Raw genomic sequence first — 20,973 nt, 5'->3', positions numbered from 1 at the left:
TTTTGATACGCATGACCAAACCGGATACGGTCGCCAACGTGAAGGACTCATAGACCCGCGATCTCTTAAGGCACCGAGGAACAGTGAAGTGTTGCGAGCGTTGAATTGCGGCTGGAGGCACAGCTGTGATCCGTTATTTTTTCGACATCAGGGACGGAGCCGCGCTTTATCCGGACGAAGAAGGCCTAGAACTGGCGAATCAAAGATCCGCCGAGCGGGAGGCGGTTAATACGTTGGCTGACATGGCGAAGGATCCGCTCGGTATGCGCGATCAGCAGGACATCGCTATCGAAGTCCGCACAGAGGTTGGACCGGTTTTTCAAATCGCCCTCGTATTCGGAGCGAACCGGTTGAAGAACTAGTGAAAATCCGAAGGCATCCCGCCCATGACGCGGATTCGGCGCCGGCAACAGATAGCGGTCGAGGGCGGCTGACTGGAGGCGCACGCGAACGGGACCATGCCGAACCCGCGAACCCAGGGCCTAGGGTTGCAGCATCAAGAGGATGCGATGGCGGTCTTGCTGGCGCCGCCGCTGGCTCTCACGCAACGCCTCCAATTCAGCCTCAGCGTAGCAGGTATCTTGATTCTGTCGTTTCAGACTAACTAGCAGCGCCTCTTGCTCTGCTAAGCGCCGCTCGCACCCAACTACCTCACGCTCTACCTGCCTCAACTCATCGAGAAGTGCGTCATTAATCATCATCATCAAACACGCTGACTCTGCCGACTGGTCCAAGGCAGGGCCCGCGCGGAGAGCCCCGCAAATTGAGACTACCCCGCCTCGCCAGGTCTGGAGAGTTCACTAACGCACACAACCCACATTAAATTTCAAATCCTCCAAGTTCAGTTTTCGATGCGGTCAGCACAGCTCTAGGAACCTAGGATGCTCTCTACACTTGCTTCTTTTTCTTCTCTTCCCAGGGAGCTCCCATGGCCAAAACGAATTGCTTGATTGTGCGAGCCGTCGGAAGTCAACTAGATCAACTGCGCGGAGAGGCATCCCGCCTTTCCCGAGGAAATAAGATCGACTGGTGGGTTGAGCGCGGCGACATTGGGACGCGGTTTTGCTTTGAGACCGCTGAAGCGAAACAAGCGTTTGCGTCAATCTGCGAAAACTTCGCAGTTGCTTGTAGGGAAGTCTAGCGAACGGTGTAGCAGGCCCGCCCGCGTGAACGGTGGCCTGTTCGAGTTTCACTTTTTCAGGCAAAGACCGATTGTCGGCGGGGTCCCGCACTTCGCGCCGTCCGCGGTTCCTCCACTTGGACAGAACACGGAGACAAGGGTTTCGTTGCTGTCGCAGTTGACGGCGCCGTCGGTCTGCACCGTTCGGATATTGAACGACGCTGGATCGCCCTTGTCGCCCTTGTCACCTTTCGGTCCCTGGGGTCCTTGTGGTCCCTGCGCGCCGGCTGGGCCTTGGGCACCTGGCACACCCTGAATCCCTTGGGCACCTTGCGGGCCGGCCGGCCCCTGCGGTCCTGGATCACCTTTCGGTCCAGGCTCCCTGCCACATGCTGCAAGTACGAGCGCGGCAGTCATCACGGCTACCGTAATCACTTTACGCATTGCGATCCTCCCGACGAGCGAAAAACAGTAAACGTAGCGGCAAAATGACACGATGGCCAACAGCGGAGCTTGTGGTGCAATGCGTTAGCCTCTGTGGTCAGGCTTTGATCCGTAAGGGTCGGAGATTTCCAATGTCAGATGCAACGCGATTTCAGTATACGAGCTCCTCGGTTCCGAAAGCTTACGATGAGTTCTTCGTGCCGCGGTTATTCGAGCCATGGGCAATACTGTTGCTCGATGAGGCCAATCTTCAAAGTGGCGAGGCCGTCCTGGACATCGCCACTGGTCCCGGGACGGTTGCACGACTCGCTGCAGCACGAGTTGGGCCCAAGGGCCGCGTCGTGGCGATCGATATCGCACAGCCAATGCTGGACATCGCTAAGGGCAAAGCGCCGCTCCTAGATGCTGCCCTGATTGAATATCTGCAATCTCCGGCCACGCAACTGCCATCCGAGGCCGGCGTGTTCGACGCGGTGTTGTGCCAGCAGGGATTGCAGTTCTTTCCTGATAGACCGGCCGCCCTGAGAGAGATGCATCGAGTACTGAAGCCAAATGGACGTGCGGCAATGGCCGTGTGGGCGGAGCTTGAACGCAATCCGATATTCGTAGCGTACCATACAGCCCTGCGTGCCACAGTGCCCTCCGAGCTGGCCGATTTAGCGACAGCACCGTTCAGTTTCTCAAGCGGCACGGCGTTGAAGGCCGCAGCCGAAAATGCGGGTTTCCGCCAAGTCCGTTTGTTGACGCCGAAGCTGCTCATGGTGTTGGAGGGTGGGTTGGAGCAAGCAGTACAATCCTTCGCTGCCACGCCAATATCGCCGAGTGTTGCAGCACTTCCCCAAGACGTTCAGGAAGCTTTCTTTGCCCGCGTGCGGCACGAAATGACTCCCCTCTTAAGGGAGGGCAAGGTGGTCGGGGAAATGCATTCAAATATCATCATAGCCAATCGCTAACTTCACGCCCGATCCATGCTGGTGAGCGGCCGACATGTCAAAGCAACGCAAGGATGTTTGGGCCAGTGGAAACGCCTACGCGCCGAAATTTATAGAGCCTGAGCATGATCTCCGCGCAAACCCGTTCCGCGTTTGTCGCGGGGGAAAACCGCTCCACACTTTTTCGGATCATGGACTGGGTTCGCAGCCGTGGCGCCTCAGTTGCGCTGGATCAGGTCCCAGCGGTTGCCACAGATATCCCTGAAAACCGCGACGACCCCATAGGCCTCATACCGCGGCTCTTCGACGAAGCGCACGCCGGCTGCGATCATGCGCGCATGATCGCGACCAAAATCATCCGTCTCCAGGAACAGAAAGACCCGCCCGCCGGCCTGGTCACCAATGCGCGCTACTTGGGCCGGATTGTCAGCCCGCGCCAATAGCAGGCCGGAGCCGGCGCCCCCCGTGGGCGCACGACCACCCAACGCTTGCCGCCGCCAAGCGGCGTGTCCTCGCAGAGCTCGAAATCCAGGGCACCGGTGAAGAAGGCGATCGCCTCGTCATAGTCCGCGACTACGAGGCTGACGAGGGAAAGCCGCTGATTCATCGTCCAACCAAGGGAGTTGCGCGACGTTGGCTGTCAAGAAGGGCAGGATACCATGATATCGGCTCGGTCAGGCGGCAGCGCGATGTGGCGTGCTGCAGCGTGAGTGCATGTAGCCGCTCAATTCCAGAGCCGGCGCACCTCCTCCAGTCAGCCAATGGTGTGTGCATTGCAAAACGGCATAGAGGCCCTAGCGCATTTCCTTCCGCGGGTGCATGCTGCCTTTCGCGGGGCTATGAGGAGGCTTGGCGATGCGTCACCCATCCAAACCGCTACTCGACAAGGCATTCGCTTACAAGGCCGGCGCGATCGGTCTCGGGTTGCTTCCCATAGCTATGGCGTTCGCTGCAGTCCTTATACCCTGATCGCGGCGTCGGACCCGCGAGCGCGACTTCGCAAGGCTTTCCACACCTGCGACCAGCAGTGGGCTTGCACTGCGCGGGTCCACTAGGAGTTTATCATTTGCCAGCCAGTTTCGGACGTCGCTGATCGCGGCATGCACCGCCCTCGCCCGCCGCAACGAGGGCGTTCCTTGTCGTGCGACTCGACTGGTCTACTTCGGCAATGCGCCGTTGTCGCGAGCGGACGGTGCCTGCCTCAGAGCGGGCAAGCTGTGCCCGGCGCCGGCGCGCACCCCTGACCAGGAATGATCGGTTGTGGCGTCGGAAGCGGCGGCCACGGATGAATCGGCACCGGATGGATCGGCACCGGATCGACCGGGATATGTGGCGGCCACCACGGCAACGGCGGAGGGCCGATGTGCACGGGAGGCAGCGGACCGATGATGATCGGCAAAGCGGGGTTCGCGGCATTACTGTCGGCATGCGCGACGCCGACCAATGCGCTCACAACGAGGGATGAGAGGCAGAACGCACGGAAAATCATTGTCGTCGGCTCCTGACTAGGCGCACGGCCAATACGATCGTGCCAAGCAAGAATTCCATTGCGCATCGCCAGCGCCAAGCCGGACATGAGAGCTAGAGATAAACGACTAGTCCCAAACAACTAGCCGCTCACCGAGGCGCAGCCGCAATCGAAAGCCCAGTTTGATGGACCGATTCTGCGGCGCGGCGGCAAGCTGACGGAGACACCGTCGAGCTTCCCGAGGTCTCTTTCAGTTTCAGTGCTTGCTCGGTTCGAACATCACGATCACGCCGGTGGGCTCCGGCTCGTGCGCCCTGAGGCTCGTCAGTTCCGGGGCGGTTCGGTCAGCGAGACCGTTGGTCTGTTCTTGAATACGTCGCCGATGGCGCGAAAAAAAATCGATACATGGATCGATACATGGAAGGTGCTTTTGAGGGTAACACGCGAGCGTTGAGTAACGCGCTGTCGCGGGCAACCGCCGGTTCGGTCGCAAAGTCGCGACGAGCGGCATCACTGACGCGTCTCGCGTCCAGTCGTCATCGACCGCGGCACGCCCATCAGCGCGCCGACGGCCGTCGCGGTCGCGCAAACTCCTTCAATGCTTGCTCGGCTCGAACACCACGATCACGCCGGTCGGCTCCGGCTCGTGCGCCCTGAGGCTGGTCAGCTCCGGATCGCTCCAGTCGGCAAGGCTGACGACTTCGCCGGTCCGGCTCTCCATCGCGGATGAGTCGGTGGGCTCCAGCACTTTCAGTCCGCTCTCGTCGACGAAGAACGTATGATCTCCGAACAGGCTGTTGAGCTGAGGCACGGCCGGGTGTCCGTCGGGAAGCACCTGGGCGTCCAACTGTCTCATGGTCTCCTTGACCTGGATGGCGTTCAGCTTCATGAGCCGCTCCATTTCGCGCTTGTGTGGTGTCCCTGGCGTCGCCGTGGCGGACTTTGTTCCAGCACTGGCCGCCCCGGCTTAGACTCCCGAACAGATCGCACGCGCAATTGTTCCGCAGCGCCTCCACGTCCGAGGCGATCGGTTGCGTCCGCCGTGCTCGTGGCATGATTGGGGCGACATCGAGATGGCAGTCGCACGTGGTCCAAAACGCGGCGGCGGTTGCATTCTCAAGAGGCGGCTAAAGATCAAGACGCGTCTAGAGATCGAAATTGGTCGGCAGCATGACCACATCGCGAATGGTCATGCCACGCGGGCGCGTCAGCATGAACATCACCACATTGGCGACCTCGCTGGCTTCGAGCAGGCTTCCGGAGGCCCTCGCTTCCTCCAGCTTCTCCGGCGGCCAGCCCGCGATCAGTGCGGTGATGACGGGACCGGGCGAAATCGATCCCACGCGGATGCCGTGCTTGATCACCTGGCGTCGCACGGTCTGCACGAAACAGTTGATCGCCCATTTGGACGATGCATAGACCGGCTCCCACGGTGTCGGAAAATGCGCCGCGAGCGAACTCGTGATGATGATGTCACCCGTCCGGCGCTCGATCATGTGAGGCAGCACGTCGTGGACATTCTTCATCACGACGTTGACGTTCAGGTTCAGCATCCGGTCGATCGCGATGCTGTCGGCCTCGACGAGATCGCCGCCAATGTACGTGCCCGCATTGGCGTGCAGGATGTCGAGCTGACCGGTCTTCTCCAGAACGCGCGGCAAGAGCGTGGCGCACTCCCTCGGGTCCAGCAGGTCGATGACGAGCGGGATCGCGGCGTCGCCGTGCCTGTCGCAAATGGCCTTCAGGGCTGCGGCGTCGCGGTCGACCAGCACCACGCGCGCGCCTGCGGCCAGCATCGCCTCGGTGCTCGCCAGGCCAATGCCCGACGCAGCCCCTGTCACGACGGCAACCTTGCCTTCCAGATCTCCTGCCATGGGCGCTTCTCCCTTGCTGGGCGCTTCTTCAGGCGCCCGCCGTGGCGCGGGGCCGTCACTCCCCGCGGTTTTCCCCGACCGATAACGCGCAGATGCGCGAGAGGTGCGTGTAGGGCAGGCCCGTCTCATTGGCCCAGGCATTGAACTGCGCCTGCACCTTGGCGAGATCGCCCTTTGACTTCACCTCCTCGGCGATGTCGAGGCCGGCATCGCGCAGGCACGCGACGACGTCCCTGGAGGTGACGAAGCCGTCCCAACCGACGAAGCGCAGCAGCATCTGGCCGGTGTTACCGCCCAGCCGGCTGCCACGCTTGGCAAGCAGATCGAGCAGGCCGACCTCGTCCGAAGCCGGCCATTTCGCCAGAAATTTTCCGAAGCTGCCATGCTCCTTGGCGATCTCCTGCACGAAGGTGGCATTCTCGCGCACCGACAGGATCTTTGCACCGTTGCGCACGATGCGGGCGTCGCGCATCAGGCCTTCCCAGTAGTCCTCGGGCTGAAAGGTCAGCTTGGCCGGCTGGAAGTGCAGGAAGGCCTGCTCGAAGCCGTCCCATTTTGAGTGGATCACGCTCCAGGCAAAGCCGGCGCAAAATACCCGCTTCGTCATCTCCGCGAGAATGCGATCGTCAGGCAGCTTTGTCAGCGCCTTTGCATCGGGCTTCGCCGGCAGGAGCTTCTCGAGCTGCTTGGGCCCGCCCTTGCGCTTCTCGGCGCGGGCGCGAATGGTCTTGAACGAGGTCATGCGATCACCTGCCATGAGGCCGCGCTACGACACCAGACTTCGCCGGGGAGGTCCAGCCCTTGCCAATTTGCCGCGGCTGCGGGCCGGCCACGCTGGTCTGCTTCTTGCTTTTCCGATGCGGAATTCCCGCGTTTTCTCATTTTCTGACCTGACGGATTTTCAATGCGCTGCCTGGTCGTCGCCGACCTACATTACTCGCTGCCGCAGCTCGACTGGCTCGTCAGCGCGGCGCCGCAATTCGACCTCGTGATCTTCGCCGGCGATGCGCTGGACATCTCCTCGCAGGTGGATTTTCGCGCGCAGATCGTGGTGGTGAAAAAATACCTCGCGATGCTGGCGCGTCAGACGCGCGTCATCCTGTGCTCGGGCAATCATGACCTCGACGAGCGCAGCGCCGAGGGCGAGAAAATCTCGCGCTGGATCACGGAGGCCCGCGAGCTCGGCATTGCCTGCGACGGCGACGACCTGAGGATCGGCGACACGCTGTTCACGGTCTGCCCGTGGTGGGACGGCCCGGTGGTCAAGGCGCGGATTGCCTCGCAACTGAGCGAGGCCGCCACAAGACGACCGCAGCGCTGGATCTGGGCGCATCACGCGCCACCTGCGAATTCGCCGACGAGCTGGGGCGGCAAGCGCTTCTTCGGTGACGTCGATCTGGTGCAATGGATCGCGCAGTATCAGCCGACGATGGTGATCTCCGGCCATGTGCACCAATCGCCCTTCATCACCGACGGCGCGTGGTACGACCGGCTCGGCACCACCTGGGTGTTCAACGCAGGCCTCCAGCATGGCCGGCCACCGACCCACATCGTGCTCGATCTCGACGCGGGCAAAGCGTTCTGGCTAGCGGCAGGCGAAGCGCAATGTATCGATCTCGATGCGGCCCTGCGGCGGCCCGCGTCGGCAGTCGCCGAGCCGCCGGACTGGCTCACATTCTTGGATCGGATTGCCGATCCGAGCCTGGCGAAACCTCCTGCGACGGCAGGTTGATCATGCTTTGCAGGACGTCGCCGACCATCGCCAGATGGTTGCCTTGCCCGGCATATTGCCGCTTGAGATCGGCAAGATAGGTGTTGGCGACGTTGAGCCGCTGCGCCAGCATACGCGCAAGCAGAAGCGCGACCTCGGGCTCCTGGATCAGGAACGAGGCGGCATCGTCGAACTCGTAGATGACGGAATCGGCGCAGGCGCGCACCGTCGCGGTGTGCGGCTGTTGGAGCAGTACCGACATCTCACCGAATACGGCGCCGGGCTCGGCGATGGTCGCAACCACGGTGCCGCCCTTGATCACCTCGAGCTTGCCTTCCATCAGCACGTAGAGATGCCCCGAGGCGCCGCCCTCGGTCAGGATCAGCGCGCCGGCTGCGACCCGCCGCTCCGTTCCGCTCCTGCAATAGTCCAGCACCGCGCGCATGTTGATATCCCCGTCCGTGCCAGACTAGGCACCGATGCGATCGGCGTCGAAGGGATAAAAGCGGCGAAGCTGCTCAACTTTTCGGCATCAGTGGCCATACCGCATCGCATCACAGGCTCGGCGCCGGCTCCAGCGGCAAGGACTGCAAGCCACCGAAGCGGCGTTCGCGCCGATGGAAGGAGGCCAGCGCCTCGGCGAGATCGCTGGCCTCGAATTCGGGCCACATCCGCTCGGTGAAATGCAGTTCGGCATAGGCGCCCTCCCACAGCAGGAAGTCCGACAGGCGCTTTTCGCCGGAGGTGCGGATGATGAGATCGACATCGCGCAAGAACGCTTCGCCGGTGACGAGCTGCGAGAAGGCCTCTCGGGTGAGGCTCGTCAGCGCGGCCGCCTTGGCGGCGGCGTTGAGGATGGCGTCGCGCGCCGAATAATCGACGGCGATGCGCAAATGCAGCGCTTTGCCGTGGGCGGTTGCGCGCTCGGCGCCGGCGATTGCCGCGGCAATGCCCTCGGGCAGGCGGTCGCGACGGCCGATCACCGAGAGCCGGACGCCGTTCTTGACCAGGCTCTGCACCTCGTTGGCGAGATAGAAGCGTAGCAGCGTCATCAGGGCCGCGACCTCGGCCCTCGGCCGGCGCCAATTGTCGGTCGAGAACGCATAGAGCGTCAGGGTGCCGATGCCTTGCTTGGGTGCGGCTTCGACGATGCGCCTGATCGTCTCGACACCGGCTTCGTGGCCGCGGACGCGCGACAGGCCGCGCCGCGTCGCCCACCTGCCATTGCCGTCCATGATGATGCCGACATGAAGCTTGTCGTTTGCCTGCGTGACGTCACTTTGCATTGCAAAGTCTCCGATCAAAAAAGGGGGGGGGTCAGGTCGAGATGATGCCGAGGCGGCCGAGCGGCGGCGCCTCGCGGCCGGCGGCCTTGGCGGCATCGCGCACCAGGCGTTCGAGCACGGTGAGATAATCGAGGAACCGGCGGCGGCCGGCCTTGGTCAGCCGGCAGGTGGTGTGGGGACGGTTGCCTTCGTAGCCTTTGGTCACGTCGACGAGGCCGGCCTCCTGCAGCACGGCGAGATGCCGGCTGAGATTGCCGTCGGTCAGGCCGCAGAGCTGCTTGAGATCTGCGAAGGCGAGCCCCTTCGGATGCGCCATCAGCGAGGTCAAAAGGCCGAGCCTTGCCTTTTCATGGATGACGCGATCGAGCCCCTCATAGGAGAAGGGTGCACTTTCAATCTTCGACATCATGGTCTCCGGACGCAACATAGAGAATGCCGGCCATCAGCGACTGCCCGATTACGAAGGGCAGCCCCATGGTCCAGGGCGAGAGCGTGTGAGTCTGGCTCGCCAGCACGACGATCACAAAGCCCGACACGAAATACCAGGCGCCCGCCAGCGCGACACTGCGCGGCAGCGAGCGGACGGAAGCGAAGATGCCGAGCGACACCAGGACCTGCCACAGGCCCGGCAACAGCCAGAGCGTTTCGGCCGCGAACTTCCACAACACCACCGCGAGCAGCACGCCGGCAACGCCAGCCGGCAGGAACTGCTCGATCGCCTGGTGAATCATGACATCGGCAAGACCGGAGTGATGGCGGCGCGAGCGCGCGCGCATCTCGATCCAGATAACGAAGCCCGAGAGGCCGGCCGCAAGACCCCAGCCGAGGAAAAAGGCAAGCGGCTGAGCGCTCGGATCGTCAATAAACCAGTATTGCAGGATGGTGGTGATGAGCGCGAGCGCGCCGGTTGCGACCATCGTCGCGGGACCATAGCCACGAAAGGCGGTGCCGGCTGCGATCTGGCTGCGGATCGCCACGATATCGGCCAGCGCCTTATCGAGATCGCGCATCTGCAACGTCGAACCTCGCTACACCCGCGGACCCCATCCGGGGGCGTCGTTTACTTTGTAATGCAAAGTATACCGTATCGCAAAGTAAAAGCAAGGGCGCCGTCATCCAACCGGGCGACGGCCGGCGCCGAACAACTGCCGGTTGCGCCAAACCGGGTCGTACGGGTAAGGTGTCGAACGAGAAGCGTTCCGGGGCTTTGCAATGTTGAAGTGGGCAGTGGCATGCGTGCTGCACATCGTTCTGATCGGGGTTGTCAATGCCGCGGGGCCGTTCGGATCCGTCAATATCGGCAATTGGATCGGCGGCGCGTTCAGCAATGATGAGTCCGGCGCGTTCTCTCATTGCGCAGCGACGGCGCCGTATGCCAACGGCGTCATTCTGGTCGTCGCCCAGAATGCAGCGGGCTCGTGGCTGCTGAGCTTCGCCAGTCCCGGTTACAAGTTCAACAAGGACGAGAACGCCGCGATCGACGTGACCTTTGACGGCCAGGAGCAAGCGCGCGTGTTTGCCACAGCCAATCGATCCGACATGCTGACCGCGATCATGCCGCCGAACGTGGTGCGGTCGTTTCAGAAGGCGAGCCTGATGGTCGCGACGGCCGGCCGCACCGTCCTGCAATTCCAGTTGACGTCGAGTGGGCCCGTGATCGCGGCGCTGGCCAATTGCGTCACCAAGGTGAAGGCCGACGGGCTAAGCAAGGCCGGCGATTTCACCAAGGTCGCGGCGAAGCCGGCGCCCGCTGACAAGCAGGCGCCGCCCAGCGGCAAACCGGGCAAGACCGGAAGCTACAGCGGCACAGGCTTCGTGGTCAGTGGCAGCGGTCACGTCGTCACCAACAATCATGTGATTGACGGCTGCGTCGGGGACATCAAGGGCAATCTCACCGGCGAAGCGAGGATGGTGCTGCGCGTGGTGTCGCGCGATGCGGTCAACGATCTGGCGCTGCTGCAGGCGCCAGCGACGGCGACGTTCAAGGACTTTGCCAAGATCCGCGATCGTTCAATCCGCTCCGGCGATTCCGTCGTGGCGATCGGCTTTCCATATCATGGCCTTTTGACCTCCGACTTCACGGTCACGACGGGCATCGTGAGTTCGCTCAGCGGCATTCTCAACGACACCCGTCACCTACAGATCAGCGCGGCCGTCCAGCCAGGCAACAGCGGCGGCCCGCTGTTCGACACGTCCGGCCAGTTGATCGGCGTGGTCGTGTCGAAGCTCGATGCCAGGATGCTGATGAGGGCGACGGGAACGATCCCCGAAAACATCAACTTCGCGATCAAGACCGGCGCGATGCGCGACTTCCTCGACAATTCCGTCGTGCCCTACCAGACCGCCGAGCCGAAGGGTGAGCTCAAGACCACCGACATCGCCGGCAACGCCCGCGCCTATACGATGCTGATCTCGTGCACCGGGACGGAGCAGGCCGACGCAAAGCGATAGGTTTGCTGCGCGTTGCCGCAACAAGCGCGACTGTCATTCCCCGCGAAGGCGGGGAATCCAGTACGCCGCGGCCTTTCCGTACTCGTCACGGCCTCTGGAATACTGGATCGCCCGCTTTCGCGGGCGATGACACTGTGGATGTGGACGGCGCCTTGCCACAAGCGTCGCTGAAGACCCAGCAACCCGACCAGCTCAGCCATGGCAGCACGCCGCCTTTGCTGCATCAGGCTCGTACTGGTCGCGTAGCCGCACCCAGTCCATCGGATAGGGCAGGCCTTCCTCGTGACGACCGAGCGGGGTGAGATCGAGATACTGGTAGGCCGCGTTCATCATGTCGAGACCGCGGGCAAAGCACGAGTAAGTGTGAAAGACGGCGCCAGTCTCGTCGCGGAAGAACACGCTGATGCCGGGCAGCTCGGGGCCGTAGAACGGCGTGGTGCCGAAATTGTATTTCGGCTCGCCGTTGTCGATCTCTTCGCGCGTAAACGTTACGCCAAAGTCATGGTTGAAGTCATTGTCATTGTCGCCCGAGGACACCCAGTCGAACGTCCAGCCCATGCGCTTCTTGAAGGCCTCGAGCTTGGCAACCGGCGCGAGCGAGATCGCGACCATGGCGGTATCGCGCGCGGCCAGATGTGGCACCATGCGCTCAAAACCGTCGGCCCAGAACGAGCAGCTCTTGCAGGCCGCCTCCCAATCGGGCGCGAACATGACATGCTGCACGACGAGCTGCGGGCGCCCCTTGAAGAGGTCGGCAAGCGTCACCTTGCCGTTCGCGCCGTCGAACACGTAATTCTTGTCCACCTTGATCCAGGGAAGGTTGCGGCGCTCCTCGGCGAGACGCTCGCGCGCTTTGCTGAACTCTTTCTCATGCGCCAGGTGCGCCTTGCGGGCAACGATCCACTCCTGGCGGGAAACGATCTGATGTTGCTGCATGATGAACTCCGTTGATCAGGCGACGAAGGCGTCGAGCTTGTCGAAGAACGAGCTCCAGCCGCGTTGATGGTTGTCGCGTGCGGTTTCGTCGAAGAACTGGGCATGATGGAAGATCATCAGCGTGCCACCGTTGTCGGGCTTGAACGTGATGGTGACGAGCGACTCGCGTTCCGGCGTCGAGTGCCAAGCCCAGGAGAACACCAGCCGCTCGTTCGGCACGACCTCGCGGTAGGTCCCCCCGGCCTCGAAATATTCGCCGTCGTCGCGGGTGAAGCTGATCCGGTAGCGGCCGCCGGTACGGACGTCGAGGTCGGCCTGCACCGTCGCGGGCTTCATGTTCGGCGGGCCGAACCACTGCGCTAGCTGCTCTGCCTGCGTCCACGCGGCGTAGACCCTTTCCGGCTTCGCGCGGAGCCGGCGCGTGAGGGTGAGGCTTGGACGTTCGCCGGCGCGGGCTGCGGCTGCTTGGTTGACGGCCATGGGTCTTCCTCCACAAAAGCTGCAAGGCGATCGAAATTGTCGGACCAGAAGCGCGCGTAGCGATTGAGCCAGTTCATCGCCTGCTCCATCGGCTGCGCGGTGAGCCGGCAGGCGACCGTCCGCCCGGTCTTCTCCCGCACGATCAGGCCTGCATCCGACAACACCTCGAGATGCTTCATGATTGCGGGCAGCGAGATCGAAAACGGCGCGGCCAGTTCGCTGACCGACAGGCCGTCCTCCTCGCCGAGCCGTGCCAGCAGCGCACGCCGCGTCGGATCGGACAACGCCGCAAAGGTTCGGTCTAGCGTCTCGCTCTGATACTTAACCATGTGGTTTAGTATAGGTGGAAGCAGCCTGCCGTCAAGCGGGAACGCGCATATGGAGGTCCGCACGACTGCGTGATTGCGCGCTCGCCTAAAAATCGGTTCCGGAACGCAAATGAAAAAAGCCCCGCCTCGCGGCGGGGCTTCGTCAGCGTCGACATGCGCGAGCCGGTATCGCTACTCGACCTTCAGGCCGGCGAACTCGACGACCTTCTTCCACTTGTCGGTCTCGGCCTTGATCATGTCGCCGAACGCATCCGGCGTCTGCACGAGCGGCTCGCCGCCGAGCTCGACCAGGCGCTTGGTCATGTCGGGCTCTTTCATGATTGCGTTGATCTCGCCGTTGAGCTTGGCGATGATCTCCTTCGGCGTGTTCTTCGGCGCGCCCATGCCGAACAGCGCACTCGCCTCGTAGTTCGGGACGGTCTCCGCGATCGCCTGCACGTCGGGTAATTGCGAGGAGCGCTCGGCCGTGGTGACGCCGAGCGCGCGAAGCGAGCCAGAGCGGATGTGCTGGATGATCGAGGGCATGTTGTCGAAGATCACCTGCACCTGGCCGCCCAGCATGTCGGTGATCGCGGGCGCCGCGCCGCGATAGGGCACGTGCTGCATCTTGCAGCCGGTCATCGCCATGAACATCTCGCCCGACAGATGCACCGAGGTGCCGTTGCCCGAGGAGGCCATGTTCACCTTGCCGGGATTGGCCTTCACATATTCGATAAATTCGGCGACGTTCTTCGCCGGCACGTCCTTGTTCACGGTCATCACGTTCGGCACACGCTGGAACGACGCTACCGGCGCGATGTCGCGCACGAAGTTGAACTTCAGATTGGCGTAGAGCGAAGCGTTGATGTAATTGGCCGGATTGACCAGCAGCAACGTATAGCCGTCGGGCTCGGCATTGACGACGGACTCCGTGCCGATGTTGTTGCCGGCGCCGGGCTTGTTCTCGATCACGAATTGCTGGCCGAATTTTTCCGACAGCCGCTGGCCGATCAGCCGCGCCAGGATATCGGTGGCGCCTCCCGGCGGATAGCCGACGACCCATTTCACCGGCCGCGCCGGATAATCCGCCGCAAAGGCCCTCGAGAGCGGCGCGGTTGCAAGCGGACTGGCGGCAAGCAGGCCCAGCGCAGTGCGGCGTGTGATCATCTGAAATCTTCTCCCAGTTTGTTGTTCTTGATGGCAGCGCGTTGTAACAAAGCCCGCCACCGACGAGAAGTGCGCTACCCGCATCGCGACGAAAGGATAAGGCATGTCCGTCAAGGTTCAGGCCCTCGATCACCTCGTCGTCAACGTCGCCGACGTCGCGCGCACCGCCGAGTGGTACCGCAAAATCCTCGGCATGGAAGTGAGGGTGTTCGACCCCGGCGGCGGCAAAGCGCCGCGGACGTCGCTTCAGTTCGGCAACCAGAAGATCAACGTCCGGCCGCGCGATGCCGACAAGGTTGAGTGGTTCACCGCGGACCATGCGACCGCCGGCAGCGAGGATCTGTGCTTCCTCACCACGGCCACCCCCGACGAGGTGGTGGCGCATCTGACGGCGCATGGCGTCGCGATCGAGGAAGGCCCGGTGGCCAGGCAGGGCGCCCGCGGCACGCTGCGCTCGGTCTATTGCCGCGATCCGGACGGCAGCCTGGTCGAGATTTCGTCGTATGAGGACGGCGGCCGGCAGAATTCGTAGGGTGGGTTAGCCCCGCGGCTGCGCGAAGCGCAGTCCGCTAGGCGTAACCCAACATGGCTGCAGGCGGTGGTGGGTTGTGCCTCGCTAACCCACCTAAGGCCGCGGAGAATGTTTCGTCAGAACGATCCCAGCGCGACCGGGCGGAAGGCCTGCACGAGCTGCTGGTCCAGCTTGCCGCCCATGCCCTCCAGCATCGCGAAGGCGCGGGAGTGGGTGAAGGGCAAGCGGTAGGCACGCTTCTCGACCAGTGCCGCGTAGATGTCGACGATGGTCGTCAGGCGAACGATGTCGCTGATCTGGTTCGAGGAGAGCTTGTTCGGATAGCCACTGCCGTCGAGGAATTCGTGGTGGTGCAGCACGACATCGAGCATTTCCGGCGGGAAGCCGCCTTGCTCGGCGAGCGCTTCGTAGCCGCGGCGCGGATGCTGGCGGACCTCGTCCAGCTCCTCGTCGGTGAGCTTGCCGGGCTTGTCCAGAAGCTGTGTCGGCACGAAGGCCTTGCCGACGTCGTGCAGCAGCGCGGCGCGAGTCAGGCGGCGCTGGTCGTCCTCGCGCATGCCGAGATGCTGCGCGAAGGCGACTGCAAAGCCGGTGACGAACAGACAGTGCCGGTAGCTGCCGACATGGTGGCAGCCGACGGTGGTGAGCCACTCGCGCAGCGAGGAATGCTTGATCGCCTTGAGGATCTTGTTCTCGGCGGCGACGACGTCATCGAACGTCAGGGGCACGCCGAGCGGCAGTTTCTCGAACATTTTCGCCAGCACGCCGTGCGCCGCCTCGACGCCGCGGTTCAGCGTCTTGCCGCGATCGCTGGCGTCATAGGTGGTGGTGTCCGGGAACGCGGCACGGATGCGCTGCAAAATGGCCTCGGGTTGCAGCGGCCGCGAGATCGTGTCGGTGGCGCCCAGCGCCCAGGCCTGCATGGTGCCGTGGTGGAGCGCATCCGCCAGCACGAACAGCCGCGGCATCGAACGATAGGCGTCGCCGCGCAGCTTGTTGCGCACCCGCTGCACGCTCTCGGACGAGCGCAGGTTGATGTCGACGATGATGCCGGAGAGATCGCGCGCCGGCTGCTCGGGGATCTCCTGGGTCGAGACCGTTGCGACCTCGCCGACCGACTGCAGGATATGGGCAAGCTCACTGCTCTGGTCGCTGCGGTCGGAGGCCAGCAAGAGCCTGCGTTTGGCGGCGGGTTTGGCTGAGGCGGTCATGGCTTCCCCAAAAGCAACTGAAACAGGCAACTGAAAAGAGCACTGCGCTCGACTGCACCACCCTAGCGGCATCAGGTTCTCCGGCCCTTAATGCGCGTGCTGAACGGGAACCTGCGGGGTTTGTTCAAATTTGAGGGATCTTGCCGAGGTGCCTAGAGACAGTGGACGTCACCAAACTCACCGCCGTCATCGTCCGGCTTGACCGGACGATCCAGTACTCCGAGACGGCTGTGATTCAATCGAGAAGCCGCTGCGTACTGGATGCCCCGCCTGCGCGAGGGCATGACAGCGAATGTTCGGAGCAGCATACCGATCAACAAAAAATCCGCCGGAGGCTGCCCCTCCGGCGGATCGTCTCGATTGCAATTTGCGGCGAGCTTACGCCTTCATGTTCGCCTTCACGGCCTCGGCCGTGATCGGCAGGCTGCGGACGCGGGCGCCCGAGGCGTTGAAGATGGCGTTGCCGATGGCCGGGGCGACCACCGTCACTGCGGGCTCGCCGACGCCGGTCGCCTTCTCGCCATTGGCGATCACGGCAACCGCGACCTCCGGCATCTGGCTCATGCGAAGGGGCGTGTAGCTGTCGAAGTTGGTCTGCTCGATGCCACCGTCCTTCAGCGTCGCCTTCTCGTACATCGCAAGCGACAGGCCCCACAGCGCCGCACCCTCGACCTGGGCGCGGATGTTGTCGGGATGCACCTGCGTGCCGACGTCGGTCGCGACCGTGAGCTTCTTCACAGTCACCTCGCCCGAGGGCGCAACGGCGACGTGGGCGACGCACGCCGTCCAGCTTGCGGTGGCGCGCTCCTGCGACGACACGCAGGCCACGCCCATGCCTTCACCCTTGGGGAGCTTCTTGGTGCCGTAGCCGGCAAGGCCCATCGCGGCGAGCAGCGTGTTGCGCAGCCGCTGCGCGCCGCCGTCATTCTTGCCCGCGCCGTCGAGCAGCGAGATGCGGAGCTGGGCGGGATCCTTGCCCGTCGCAGCCGCGATCTCGTCAATCATGCTTTCGACGGCCCAGAAGGTCCAGCCCGGTGCCACCGAGCGGAGCTGACCGGACGGGGTGGCGTTGTGCGCCATCTCGTTCTTGATCGCCCGCACATAATGGTTGGGTACGGTGTAGAAGAAGTCCGACCCGTTCACCGTGAAGGAGTCCAGCGGACCCTTCTTGTCGACCGAGGGCGTCAGGAAATCGGGAATTCCCCAGCGCGCGGTCGGCCAGGCCGAAACCACGTCGTGGCTGATCGCAACGATCTTACCGTCGCCGTCCACGCCGGCCTTGACCTTTTGATAGGTGAGCGGACGCGAGAAATCCATCGTCATGTCGTTCTCGCGCGAGTAGATCACCTTGACCGGCTTGCCCACGGCCTTGGCCGCCTGCACCGCCGGCACCATCATGTCGGCATCGAGTCGCCGGCCGAAGCCGCCGCCGAGCCACATCTGGTGCATGACCACGAACTTCGGGTCGATCCCGGCCGCACCGGCGGCGATCGCGCCGGAGCGCGTCGCGAACTGATTGCCGGAATAGATGTGCAGGATCTCGCCCTTGAACTCCGCGGTGGCGTTCATCGGCTCCATTGGCGCGTGGATGTTGATGTTGGTGGTGTACTCCGCCTCCAGCACCTTGGCCGCCGAGCCGAACGCCGCCGAGGGATCGCCGTCCTTGACGAAGTACTGGCCGGAATCGTCGAGGCCCTGGAGCCGCTTCGCTTCGTCCAGCAACGACTGGCTCGACAGCTTCGCGTTCGGACCGCCGTCATAGGCGATCTTCAGCGCATCCGCCGCCTTGCGGGCCTGCGCGTAGGTGTTGGCCACCGCGACGACCCAGCCCGAGGTGGTCTGCGTCTTGTCGTCGATGATGACCGCCTTGATGAAGCCCGGCATCTTCTTGGCGTTGCTGTCGTCGACCGATTTCACCGTGGCGCCGAAGCGCACCGGTGGGGTGACGACCTTGCCGTAGGCCATGCCGGGCAGCATGACGTCGATGCCATACTTGGCCGTGCCATTGGTCTTGGAGGGAATGTCGAGCTGCGGCACCGACACGCCGATCATCGTGTATTGATCCGGCGTCTTCAGCGCGATCGCCTTGAGCTCGTCGGCCGTGAAGGTCTTCGTCGCCTTGCCGCTCTTGACCACGTCGGCAAAGCTCATGTGCTTCTTCGACTTCGCGTGCGAGATCACGGAATCGCGCACCACGAGCTCGCCTGCCGGCACGCCCATCGCGGTCGCGGCAGCGTCCGTCAACGCCATGCGACCCGCGGCACCGGCGCGACTCATCGCGTCGAAGTTCATCATGGTCGACCAGCTGCCGCCGGTGATCTGTGCGCCCAGTACGGGGTCGTTGAACTTCGGATCGTTGGACGCGAGCTGCACCCGCATATCTTTCCAGCTGGCCCCCAATTCCTCGCAGACGATCTGCGCCATGGTGGAGGCGATGTGCTGGCCCATGTCGGCCTTGCCGCAGGTCACGGTGACGAGACCATCCGGCGCGATCGAATACCAGACGCTCGGCTCGAAATTGGCGGGCGCGGCGGCAAGCGCGTGGTCGATGCCGGGAACGCCGGCATAGCCGAGCACGAGACCGGTCGCCGCGGTGCCGACCAGGAACGAGCGGCGGCTGAGATCAGTCGCCTCGGGAGTGACGTTCTTCACGTGCTGATTCATGTGGGCCTCCGCTCATTGGCGGAAGCGGACGCGGTGCGCATCTCGGTTGCCGCACGCATGATCGCCTTCTGGATCCGTGAATAGGTCATGCAGCGGCAGAGATTGCCGTCCATGTGCGCGACGACTTCTTCCTTGGTCGGGTTGGGGTTCTTCGCCAGCAGCGAAGCGGCCTGCATGATCTGCCCGGACTGACAGTATCCGCATTGCGGGACCTGCTCGGCGATCCACGCCTTCTGCAAGGGATGGTCGCCCTTGGCGGAGAGACCTTCGATGGTGGTGATCTTCTTGCCGGCGACGTCGCCGACCATGGTCTGGCACGAGCGAACGGCTTCACCGTTGACGTGCACGGTGCAGGCGCCGCACAGACCGGCACCACAGCCGAATTTCGTGCCGGTCATCTGCAATTGCTCGCGGATCGCCCAAAGGAGCGGCGTATCGTTTGCCGCATCCACGGACATACTCCGCCCGTTGATGGTGAGAGTTGGCATGGTTTCTTCCCCTGCCGGTGCATGAAGCCGCTTACGGCGGCAACTTGTCTGACCGACACCCACCGGGCTGGCGTCGGCCTTGGACGCAAGAATGATCGCGTTCGTTTGCGGAGGCAAATGCAATTTGGAATCGATCGAAACAAACGTGATGCACGCATCACCTTTGTGCGTCGCGACAGGACCTTGATGCAAACCGGCTGACGGAATAAGCGGCAAAATTCGTGCGACGCATGCATGCCATCGCGGCATGCCCTCAAGGATCTGCAAGTATCCTCGAAGTAACCTGGCACGCCAGGATGTCCGAAGCAGGCGAAATTCGTAGGGTGGGTTGGCCGACGAACTCCCGTGGTTCAACAAGCGCCGCAGGAAGGCGTAACCCGCCACGCCGCTGGTGAGAAAAAATGTGGTGGGTTACGCTGCGCTAACTCACCTGCAAATCAGCGCGATGCCATCGATCGATCGGGACGTCGCTGATCGTGGTCGGCGCCGACGACACGCCGTTCCTCGCAGCGTCCGACTACATGGCGGCAAAAACCCCCGGCGCACACAAGGTCGTGATACCCGCGGCCGGGCACGCCGTGAACATCGATCAGCCGTAGGCTTTTGTTGACGCGATGGTTCCCTTCCTGAAAAATCTGCCGCGCGAGGTGCGCCGCGAAGGGACCTAAACGATGAAGTCGACGACTGTGGCGGGATTGGCAATCGCGCTAGGCATGATGACGGCCGCGGCGCACGCGGAGCAATGGGCGCCGCCGCGCCTGCCCTTCGTCATGACATTATCGAACACCACGCCGCTGGCCTTCGGAATGGATGCCGCCCAGGCAGCGCATGCGCTGGGCCAGCCGCTGCAATATGTTCGCGGACGCCCCGGCAACGAGATCTACCTCGCCTTGCGCAATCTCGGCGGCAGCCGGCTCATCCCCTACCGCCACCGCCTGTTCCTGCAATTCCGCCATGGTCGCCTCGCAGGCTGGAAAGAGGACTACGGCGAGAACTGGATGTGGGAGTAAGTGCCACCCCTCATGGTGAGGAGCGCCCACCGGGTCCGCGCGAAGCGCGGCCCGATGGCAGGCTCCGGCGCGTCTCGAACCATGCAGGCCCCGCTTAAGCAACAGGGCCTTCATCCTTCGGGACGCGCGCAAGGGCGCGCTCCTCAGGATGAGGTGAGAGAGCGGAATTTCGGGATCAACAACTCATTCAACAACCAACAACGAAGGACAACCTCGTGGGACATGACATTAAACTGACGGCCTCCGACAATTTCCAGTTCGGCGCCTATCGCGCCGATCCCAGTGCTGCGGCGAAAGGCGCGGTGGTGGTGATCCAGGAGATCTTTGGGGTCAATCATCACATCCGTTCGGTCTGCGATCGGCTGGCCAAGGAAGGCTATGTCGCAATCGCGCCGTCGATCTTCGATCGGACCTCGCCAAACTTCCAATCGGGCTATTCGCCCGACGAGATCGCCGAGGCGCGCAAGTTCGTCGCCAATCCCGACTGGGCGGCAATGTCGCGCGATACGCAGGCCGCGATCGATGCGGTGAAGAGCGTCGGTCCGGTCGGCATCATCGGCTTCTGCTTAGGCGGAAGCATCGCCTATGTCGCAGCGGCACGACTTTCCGGCCTCTCGGCCGCGATCGGCTATTACGGCGGCGCCATCGTGCGCTTTGCCGACGAGAAGCCGAGGGTGCCGACGCAGCTGCATTTCGGCGAGAAAGACGCCGGCATTCCCCTGACCGACGTCGAGACCATCAAGGGCAAGCGGGCGGACGTCGAGGTCTTCATCTATCCGGGCGCCCAGCACGGCTTCCATTGCGACGAGCGCCCAAGCTACGACAAGGCCAGCGCCGATATCGCCTGGCCGCGCAGCATGGCGTTCTTTGCGACGCATTTGAAGTAGCGCG

Annotated in this window: 21 protein-coding genes and 3 pseudogenes; 8 read left to right on the top strand and 16 right to left on the bottom strand. The window is 63.2% G+C overall.

Annotated elements, in window-relative coordinates:
* Positions 1-125: 125 nt before the first annotated feature.
* Together SO140_RS06640 and SO140_RS06635 are read left to right on the top strand one after the other, a co-directional pair.
* The gene (locus tag SO140_RS06640) at positions 126-362 is read left to right on the top strand and encodes a DUF6894 family protein (RefSeq protein ID WP_449377641.1); all 237 of its coding nucleotides are present in this window, start codon (positions 126-128) and stop codon (positions 360-362) included.
* 1,333 nt (positions 363-1,695) lie between these two features.
* Entirely contained in the window at positions 1,696-2,517 is an 822-nt protein-coding gene (locus SO140_RS06635) for a class I SAM-dependent methyltransferase (protein ID WP_474800045.1), read from the top strand.
* 197 nt (positions 2,518-2,714) lie between these two features.
* Here SO140_RS06635 and SO140_RS06630 read toward each other — a convergent pair.
* The 5 genes and pseudogenes from SO140_RS06630 to SO140_RS06610 form a co-directional block, all read right to left on the bottom strand.
* Positions 2,715-3,103: pseudogene (locus tag SO140_RS06630) on the bottom strand (VOC family protein).
* Between the two features lie 594 nt (positions 3,104-3,697).
* Positions 3,698-3,985, bottom strand: coding sequence for a hypothetical protein (locus SO140_RS06625; protein WP_449377643.1), 288 nt, complete (start codon positions 3,983-3,985; stop codon positions 3,698-3,700).
* Positions 3,986-4,559: 574 nt separating this feature from the next.
* Positions 4,560-4,853: a hypothetical protein gene (locus tag SO140_RS06620; RefSeq protein WP_449377644.1), complete on the bottom strand. Its 294-nt coding sequence runs from the start codon at positions 4,851-4,853 to the stop codon at positions 4,560-4,562.
* A 256-nt stretch (positions 4,854-5,109) separates the two neighbouring features.
* Positions 5,110-5,838 carry an SDR family oxidoreductase gene (locus SO140_RS06615; RefSeq protein WP_449377645.1) on the bottom strand — a complete coding sequence of 243 codons (729 nt, stop codon included), beginning with the start codon at positions 5,836-5,838 and terminating at the stop codon, positions 5,110-5,112.
* A 55-nt stretch (positions 5,839-5,893) separates the two neighbouring features.
* Entirely contained in the window at positions 5,894-6,580 is a 687-nt protein-coding gene (locus SO140_RS06610) for a DNA-3-methyladenine glycosylase I (protein WP_449377646.1), read from the bottom strand.
* A 162-nt stretch (positions 6,581-6,742) separates the two neighbouring features.
* On the opposite strand from SO140_RS06610, the gene SO140_RS06605 reads away from it, so the two are divergent.
* A complete protein-coding gene (locus SO140_RS06605) occupies positions 6,743-7,570 on the top strand; it encodes a metallophosphoesterase family protein (protein ID WP_449377647.1) in 828 nt (275 codons plus the stop codon).
* Here SO140_RS06605 and SO140_RS06600 read toward each other — a convergent pair.
* The 4 genes from SO140_RS06600 to SO140_RS06585 form a co-directional block, all read right to left on the bottom strand.
* Positions 7,509-7,994, bottom strand: coding sequence for a Crp/Fnr family transcriptional regulator (locus SO140_RS06600; RefSeq protein WP_449377648.1), 486 nt, complete (start codon positions 7,992-7,994; stop codon positions 7,509-7,511). The genes SO140_RS06605 and SO140_RS06600 overlap by 62 nt on opposite strands.
* Before the next feature lie 109 nt (positions 7,995-8,103).
* On the bottom strand, positions 8,104-8,835 hold the full coding sequence (locus tag SO140_RS06595; protein ID WP_449377649.1) for a di-trans,poly-cis-decaprenylcistransferase: 732 nt from the start codon (positions 8,833-8,835) through the stop codon (positions 8,104-8,106).
* Between the two features lie 31 nt (positions 8,836-8,866).
* Positions 8,867-9,241, bottom strand: coding sequence for a transcriptional regulator (locus SO140_RS06590; RefSeq protein ID WP_283038759.1), 375 nt, complete (start codon positions 9,239-9,241; stop codon positions 8,867-8,869).
* Positions 9,228-9,845, bottom strand: a complete 618-nt coding sequence (locus tag SO140_RS06585; RefSeq protein ID WP_449377650.1) for a hypothetical protein — start codon at positions 9,843-9,845, stop codon at positions 9,228-9,230. Before SO140_RS06585 ends, SO140_RS06590 begins: the two co-directional genes overlap by 14 nt.
* Positions 9,846-10,047: 202 nt before the next feature.
* Here SO140_RS06585 and SO140_RS06580 point away from each other — a divergent pair, with 202 nt between their 5' ends.
* Entirely contained in the window at positions 10,048-11,286 is a 1,239-nt protein-coding gene (locus SO140_RS06580; RefSeq protein ID WP_449377651.1) for a S1C family serine protease, read from the top strand.
* Between the two features lie 192 nt (positions 11,287-11,478).
* Here SO140_RS06580 and SO140_RS06575 read toward each other — a convergent pair whose 3' ends face one another.
* From SO140_RS06575 to SO140_RS06560, 4 genes and pseudogenes are all read right to left on the bottom strand, one after another.
* A complete protein-coding gene (locus tag SO140_RS06575; RefSeq protein WP_449377652.1) occupies positions 11,479-12,222 on the bottom strand; it encodes a DUF899 domain-containing protein in 744 nt (247 codons plus the stop codon).
* A 15-nt stretch (positions 12,223-12,237) separates the two neighbouring features.
* Positions 12,238-12,570 (bottom strand): annotated as a pseudogene (locus tag SO140_RS06570) (SRPBCC family protein); the annotation flags it as partial.
* An 11-nt stretch (positions 12,571-12,581) separates the two neighbouring features.
* Complete coding sequence (locus tag SO140_RS06565; protein ID WP_449377653.1) at positions 12,582-13,031, bottom strand: ArsR/SmtB family transcription factor; 450 nt, start codon at positions 13,029-13,031, stop codon at positions 12,582-12,584.
* Between the two features lie 171 nt (positions 13,032-13,202).
* Positions 13,203-14,177: a Bug family tripartite tricarboxylate transporter substrate binding protein gene (locus SO140_RS06560; protein WP_449377654.1), complete on the bottom strand. Its 975-nt coding sequence runs from the start codon at positions 14,175-14,177 to the stop codon at positions 13,203-13,205.
* A gap of 103 nt (positions 14,178-14,280) precedes the next feature.
* Between SO140_RS06560 and SO140_RS06555 the strand changes: the two genes are divergently transcribed.
* A complete protein-coding gene (locus SO140_RS06555; protein WP_449377655.1) occupies positions 14,281-14,709 on the top strand; it encodes a VOC family protein in 429 nt (142 codons plus the stop codon).
* Between the two features lie 116 nt (positions 14,710-14,825).
* Here the strand turns inward: SO140_RS06555 and SO140_RS06550 are convergent, their stop codons facing one another.
* The 3 genes from SO140_RS06550 to SO140_RS06540 form a co-directional block, all read right to left on the bottom strand.
* Complete coding sequence (locus SO140_RS06550) at positions 14,826-15,920, bottom strand: HD-GYP domain-containing protein (RefSeq protein WP_449377656.1); 1,095 nt, start codon at positions 15,918-15,920, stop codon at positions 14,826-14,828.
* 378 nt (positions 15,921-16,298) lie between these two features.
* On the bottom strand, positions 16,299-18,584 hold the full coding sequence (locus tag SO140_RS06545; protein WP_449377657.1) for a xanthine dehydrogenase family protein molybdopterin-binding subunit: 2,286 nt from the start codon (positions 18,582-18,584) through the stop codon (positions 16,299-16,301).
* The gene (locus SO140_RS06540) at positions 18,581-19,072 is read right to left on the bottom strand and encodes a (2Fe-2S)-binding protein (protein ID WP_449377707.1); all 492 of its coding nucleotides are present in this window, start codon (positions 19,070-19,072) and stop codon (positions 18,581-18,583) included. Before SO140_RS06540 ends, SO140_RS06545 begins: the two co-directional genes overlap by 4 nt.
* 467 nt (positions 19,073-19,539) lie before the next feature.
* Here SO140_RS06540 and SO140_RS06535 point away from each other — a divergent pair.
* The 3 genes and pseudogenes from SO140_RS06535 to SO140_RS06525 form a co-directional block, all read left to right on the top strand.
* Positions 19,540-19,671 (top strand): annotated as a pseudogene (locus SO140_RS06535) (alpha/beta fold hydrolase); the annotation flags it as partial.
* Between the two features lie 72 nt (positions 19,672-19,743).
* Positions 19,744-20,082, top strand: a complete 339-nt coding sequence (locus SO140_RS06530; protein ID WP_449377658.1) for a hypothetical protein — start codon at positions 19,744-19,746, stop codon at positions 20,080-20,082.
* A 215-nt stretch (positions 20,083-20,297) separates the two neighbouring features.
* The gene (locus SO140_RS06525) at positions 20,298-20,969 is read left to right on the top strand and encodes a dienelactone hydrolase family protein (RefSeq protein WP_449377659.1); all 672 of its coding nucleotides are present in this window, start codon (positions 20,298-20,300) and stop codon (positions 20,967-20,969) included.
* Positions 20,970-20,973 lie beyond the last annotated feature (4 nt).

The sequence above is a fragment of the Bradyrhizobium sp. UFLA05-108 genome, from assembly GCF_059803455.1.
Note: the sequence above shows the minus strand (reverse complement) of the source record. Positions and strands in the feature narration are given on the sequence as shown.

Coding starts and splice junctions, on each gene's coding strand:
- SO140_RS06635 (WP_474800045.1), top strand. CDS start 1,696: ATGTCAGATGCAACGCGATTTCAGTATACGAGCTCCTCGGTTCCGAAA.
- SO140_RS06625 (WP_449377643.1), bottom strand. CDS start 3,985: ATGATTTTCCGTGCGTTCTGCCTCTCATCCCTCGTTGTGAGCGCATTG.
- SO140_RS06620 (WP_449377644.1), bottom strand. CDS start 4,853: ATGAAGCTGAACGCCATCCAGGTCAAGGAGACCATGAGACAGTTGGAC.
- SO140_RS06615 (WP_449377645.1), bottom strand. CDS start 5,838: ATGGCAGGAGATCTGGAAGGCAAGGTTGCCGTCGTGACAGGGGCTGCG.
- SO140_RS06610 (WP_449377646.1), bottom strand. CDS start 6,580: ATGACCTCGTTCAAGACCATTCGCGCCCGCGCCGAGAAGCGCAAGGGC.
- SO140_RS06605 (WP_449377647.1), top strand. CDS start 6,743: ATGCGCTGCCTGGTCGTCGCCGACCTACATTACTCGCTGCCGCAGCTC.
- SO140_RS06600 (WP_449377648.1), bottom strand. CDS start 7,994: ATGCGCGCGGTGCTGGACTATTGCAGGAGCGGAACGGAGCGGCGGGTC.
- SO140_RS06595 (WP_449377649.1), bottom strand. CDS start 8,835: ATGCAAAGTGACGTCACGCAGGCAAACGACAAGCTTCATGTCGGCATC.
- SO140_RS06590 (WP_283038759.1), bottom strand. CDS start 9,241: ATGTCGAAGATTGAAAGTGCACCCTTCTCCTATGAGGGGCTCGATCGC.
- SO140_RS06585 (WP_449377650.1), bottom strand. CDS start 9,845: ATGCGCGATCTCGATAAGGCGCTGGCCGATATCGTGGCGATCCGCAGC.
- SO140_RS06580 (WP_449377651.1), top strand. CDS start 10,048: ATGTTGAAGTGGGCAGTGGCATGCGTGCTGCACATCGTTCTGATCGGG.
- SO140_RS06575 (WP_449377652.1), bottom strand. CDS start 12,222: ATGCAGCAACATCAGATCGTTTCCCGCCAGGAGTGGATCGTTGCCCGC.
- SO140_RS06565 (WP_449377653.1), bottom strand. CDS start 13,031: ATGGTTAAGTATCAGAGCGAGACGCTAGACCGAACCTTTGCGGCGTTG.
- SO140_RS06560 (WP_449377654.1), bottom strand. CDS start 14,177: ATGATCACACGCCGCACTGCGCTGGGCCTGCTTGCCGCCAGTCCGCTT.
- SO140_RS06555 (WP_449377655.1), top strand. CDS start 14,281: ATGTCCGTCAAGGTTCAGGCCCTCGATCACCTCGTCGTCAACGTCGCC.
- SO140_RS06550 (WP_449377656.1), bottom strand. CDS start 15,920: ATGACCGCCTCAGCCAAACCCGCCGCCAAACGCAGGCTCTTGCTGGCC.
- SO140_RS06545 (WP_449377657.1), bottom strand. CDS start 18,584: ATGAATCAGCACGTGAAGAACGTCACTCCCGAGGCGACTGATCTCAGC.
- SO140_RS06540 (WP_449377707.1), bottom strand. CDS start 19,072: ATGCCAACTCTCACCATCAACGGGCGGAGTATGTCCGTGGATGCGGCA.
- SO140_RS06530 (WP_449377658.1), top strand. CDS start 19,744: ATGAAGTCGACGACTGTGGCGGGATTGGCAATCGCGCTAGGCATGATG.